Annotated in this window: 5 protein-coding genes; 2 read left to right on the top strand and 3 right to left on the bottom strand. The window is 26.8% G+C overall.

All coding sequences use genetic code 11. The features are described 5' to 3' along the window. Positions 1-330 precede the first annotated feature (330 nt). Complete coding sequence (locus tag BN7997_RS14145; protein ID WP_071121471.1) at positions 331-522, top strand: hypothetical protein; 192 nt, start codon at positions 331-333, stop codon at positions 520-522. 127 nt (positions 523-649) lie between these two features. On the opposite strand, the gene BN7997_RS16260 is transcribed toward BN7997_RS14145, so the two are convergent. Together BN7997_RS16260 and BN7997_RS14140 are read right to left on the bottom strand one after the other, a co-directional pair. Beyond that, positions 650-772 carry a hypothetical protein gene (locus BN7997_RS16260; RefSeq protein WP_277232767.1) on the bottom strand — a complete coding sequence of 41 codons (123 nt, stop codon included), beginning with the start codon at positions 770-772 and terminating at the stop codon, positions 650-652. 171 nt (positions 773-943) lie between these two features. After that, complete coding sequence (locus BN7997_RS14140) at positions 944-2,098, bottom strand: S41 family peptidase (protein ID WP_071121470.1); 1,155 nt, start codon at positions 2,096-2,098, stop codon at positions 944-946. Positions 2,099-2,263: 165 nt separating this feature from the next. On the opposite strand from BN7997_RS14140, the gene BN7997_RS14135 reads away from it, so the two are divergent. Beyond that, positions 2,264-2,836 carry a 5-formyltetrahydrofolate cyclo-ligase gene (locus BN7997_RS14135; RefSeq protein WP_071121469.1) on the top strand — a complete coding sequence of 191 codons (573 nt, stop codon included), beginning with the start codon at positions 2,264-2,266 and terminating at the stop codon, positions 2,834-2,836. Between the two features lie 70 nt (positions 2,837-2,906). Here BN7997_RS14135 and BN7997_RS14130 read toward each other — a convergent pair. Then, on the bottom strand, positions 2,907-4,961 hold a 2,055-nt coding region (locus BN7997_RS14130; RefSeq protein WP_071121468.1), incomplete at its 5' end, for a Lon protease family protein.

Genomic DNA, 4,961 nt, shown 5'->3' with positions numbered 1-4,961 from the left:
GTTCATCCTGAGCCAGGATCAAACTCTCAAATAAAAGTTGTTACCTGCTCAGACTAATCATTATCTGAATATCTGGCTTGGTTTGTTAGTTTCAATTCTATAAATTAACCTACTGTTTAATTTTCAAGGTTCTTTCTTTGTCCTCTCTCTTGGACACTTATTATTATATTACCACTTTTTTATATGGTCAATACTTTTTTTAAATTTTTTCTATTTTTTTTATTTTTTTCTTTATTAACTATACTTATACATTCTTAAACTACACATATTATACTCAAATTGTGAAAAAATATAATAAAATTATAATCTTTTTAATAAGGAGATGATGTTATGTCCGACTTTAATACTATAAAAAACTTATATGAAGATGGATATAGATGCATTTATTATGATAAATTAGAAAACAATCATACTATTTATCTAAAAAACTTTGATAATGAAAACTCAACAGTAATAGAATTAGAAGATGAAAATGAGTTTTCTCAATTTCAAGACTATATTAATGATTTAAGAATGTCTTAATTATAGGATATCTTTATTTAAATATTGCTTTAATATATGTTTGTTTATTAATTATTTTCTTATTTCAAGATAATTAAATCTTTTATAAAAGAAAAATGCATTGAGAGGATCCCAATGCATTTTTCTTTTATTTAGTTGTAACTATTTTCTTAATTAGTTGCAAAAGTTCTTCTCTATCTAATTCTAATTGTTTATTCTTTTTATCTTTATATTCTTGAAAGTTAACAACATTTGATATATATTTACTCATAAAATCACTTCCTATTAATAATTATTAACTTCTTTTGTATTTTTAATTCTACAAAGTAATATCATTTCCTTTTATTTTTAAAGTTATTTTGTTAAATATATTCACATTTTCCACTTATAAATTTTTTTATAAAATATTTTTTAATTTTATATTTTATAAAATTATATTACCTTATTTACTTATTTGCTCTTTTATCCATTTCAAAGCAACATCTAATTGTTTTTCCTCATCTTTTTCCTCAATAGTTGGCTTTATACCTTTACCATTTATATATTCTCCACTAGGTGTAAAGTATTGAGCTGTTGTTAACTTATATCCTGTTCCATCCTTTAACTCTCTAACACTTTGAACTAGACCTTTACCAAATGTAGTAGTACCTACAGATATACCTGCTTTATTATCTATAATAGCCCCAGTAAGTATCTCAGATGCCGATGCACTTCCCTCATTAGTTAACACTGCTATAGGTAAACCTAACTTTTCTTTATCTGATTTTAAGTATTCAGTATTTCCCTTATTATCCTTTGTATAAACTATAGTACCTTCTCCTATTAAGCTATCAGCTATATCTTTACATACATTTAATAATCCTCCTGGATTATCTCTTAGGTCTATAACAAGTCCTTTTATATCACTTTGCTTTAATGTATTTAATGTTTTTTCAAACTCTTTATTTGTATGTTCACTAAATGATGTTATTTTTATGTACCCTATATTATCATCTAACACTTTACCTTCAACTGTTTTAGATACTATTTCATCTCTTTTTACATTAACGTCTAGTATCTGCTCGCCTCTCTTTATAGTTAATTCTACTTCTGTTCCTTTTTTACCTTTAATCATGGTAATAGCTTCATCAGAATTTTGAGCTGATACAACTTTACCATCTACTTTTAATATCTTATCCCCTGCCTTTATTCCACTCTTTTCTGCAGGAGAACCATCTATAGGTGCAATTATAGTTATATGATCATCATCTGATGTTGGGCTTATATACACACCTATACCTACAAACGAACCACTCGTTTGTTCCTTTAATTTCTCAAATTCTGCCTTAGTATAATATTGAGAATATTTATCATCTAATCCAGAAAACATTCCTTTTATTGCACCATCAACTAGTTTTTCATCTGATGTCTTTTGATAAAAATCGTCTTTCACTAACTCCTCTAAGGCGATCATCTTATTGTACTTTTTATATGCTTCATATGTTTCTTTACTGATTACTACTTTTCCACCTAAAGCTATATTTAGTGTAGAAGTAATTAGAAATGTAATTACAACCAGCAACACACCGTATATTATGGCTTTTTTCTTTGATATCATTAGATTGCATCTCCTTTACATAGTACTCTGTATATTATATTACAAGCTACTCTTTTTATTACTACTATCATTTCTATTGATTTAATTTATTCAAACATACTAAGATTTATATTAAGATAATAAATATTATACATATTATACCAGATAAAAAAAGGGGTCGATTTTATGAAAAAAGATTTCAGAAAAAAGGTTATAGAATATAGAAATAATAAAGACACTGATTTTATATCTACAAACTCTCAAAAAATCACAGAAAAATTACTTTCAATGAACTGCATAAAAGATGCCAATACTATTATGCTTTATTTAGATTTTAATAATGAAGTAAAAACAGACCAATTAATTACTAAACTTATATCTCTTAGAAAAACTGTTGCAGCTCCTGTAACTATAAAAGATGAAAGAAAGCTTATACCTTTTAAAATTACTAATTTAAAAGATGGTATAAATATAGGAGCTTACGGTATAAGAGAACCCAAAAAAGACCCATCTAATGAATTAAATGTAGAGGCTATTGATATTCTTATAGTTCCCGCAGTAGCCTATGATAAAGATTGCTACAGATTAGGATATGGTGGTGGATTTTATGATAGATTTATTGAACACCTTAGAGATGATGCTATAACTATTGGTATAGCTTTTGACTTACAAGTATTTGATTCTATTCCTAAGGAAAATCACGATGCTCAGTTAAATTATGTAATTACAGAAAATAATATGTATATAGGAAAAATTTAATATATATAATCGGTCTGAAAAATAATATTTCAGACCGATTTAAACTTTTATGATATTATAAATTTCTTTATTATTTGTCCTTACCTTTACTCTCTTTATTATTTTTATTTTCCTCGTTAGCTTCTTCATCTTTAGATGATTTTCTATATCTATCTAAATTTTCATTAACCAACTTGTCTATTTCTTCTATACTTTTACCTGTAAGTATTTCTAATCCTTCTTCTATACTTTTTATTGCATATATATTAAATTTACCTTCTTTTATAGCTTCAACTACTTCATCTTTAAGAAGAAGATTCTTAACATTTTGTATAGGCATCATAACCCCTTGATTACCTGTAAATCCTTTTATTTTGCATACATCAAAGAATCCTTCTATTTTCTCATTTATGCCACCTATCGGTTGTATTTCACCCTTTTGACTTACAGAACCTGTTACAGCTATATATTGCTTTATAGGTATATTCGCTATACTAGATATAATAGCGTATAGTTCTGTACTAGATGCACTATCACCATCAACTCCATTATAGTTTTGTTCAAATGTTATAGATGTAGTTATAGATAATGGTTTTTCTTTTCCATATCTTGAGCCTAAATATCCACTTAAAATTAAAACTCCCTTATCATGTATACTACCACTTTGTTTTATTTCTCTTTCTATATTTATAACTCCTCTTCTACCATTATATGTTGAAGCTGTTATTTTAGATGGCTTTCCAAAGGAATACTCTCCAGTTCCCATTACAGCTAGTCCATTTATTTGTCCCACCTTTTCGCCATCTATATCTATTAAAAGCGTTCCATCTTTAAACATTTCATTTAGTTTTTCTTCATATTTATTACTTCTATATTTCTTTTGGTCTATCGCATTTTTTACATCCACTTCGGTTATATATGGTTGATTTTCATCACTTATAGCATCTGCTTCATATATTATATCTAAGATTTTATTGAATCTTGCTGTAAGCTTATCTTTACTATCACTTACCCTAGTGCTGTATTCAATCAACTTTTCTACAGCCCCTTTAGTAAAATGCTTTAAATTTTCTTCTTCACACTTATTAGCTATTAGTTGAGCTGTTTTATATATATTTTCTTCATTCTTATCTATTTCTATATCAAAATCTGCCATTATCTTAAATAAGTTTCTAAAGTCTTCTTCATGTGCATAAAGAATGCTATAAAAATAATTATCTCCAATTAATATAACTTTTGTATCTAATTCTATAGGTTCTGGCTTTAAAGTAGATGTTACTAGATATCCATACTGCTTGTTTATAGATTCAATAGATATAGTTCCTGTTTTTAGAGATCTTTTTAGACAATCCCAAGAAAACGGATTTGATAATAAGTCCTTTACATTTAATATTAAATATCCTCCATTGGCTTTATGTAAAGCTCCTGGCTTTATTTCCATAAAACTTGTTGTCAAGGCTCCTATTTCATTTTTATACTCTACACATCCAGCAAGGTTATAGTATGTAGGATTACTCTCTGTTATAATCTTACACTTATCACAATCACTATTATCTATAAACAAATTAACTTTATATTTATTAAAGTATTTCTCTTGATTTTTAGGACCCATAATACCTAACATAGCCATAGGATTTTGTCTATTATCATCATCTTCTTTAAATTTATCTATATTGGTTACTATATCTATGCCTAAATCCTCTATATATTTTTTTATCTTTTCATCTTTTCCGTATTTATTAATTAAGTATTGCTCATAGAAACCAACAAGGCTTTTTCCTACTGTTTTATCTAAGTCTTTCATTTTATTCTTGTATGATTCTTCACACATTTTTATCTTATCTATGTAATCTTTACTATCCTGATTTAACTTTAGTCCTTCTTCTCGTATCTTTTGAATTTCAACTGCAGTAAGAGTTCCAAGTTCACTATCTTGCATAAGTTCTCCATTTTCTTTCATAGGAATACTCATTAATCCTCTATCTGTAACTTGAAATTTAAATCCCCTTGGTCTTGCAAATTCATTTAGTTCCTTTATTATATTTTCAATATTGCTTTCTAATTCACTCATTAGTATCCTACTATGATATTCATACTCCTTTGAATTGAATATCTTCGGAACTTCATTTTTTAATTTATCTACGAT

This window comes from Romboutsia timonensis (genome assembly GCF_900106845.1).
GTDB classification, from domain to species: Bacteria; Bacillota; Clostridia; order Peptostreptococcales; family Peptostreptococcaceae; genus Romboutsia; species Romboutsia timonensis.
Note: the sequence above shows the minus strand (reverse complement) of the source record. Positions and strands in the feature narration are given on the sequence as shown.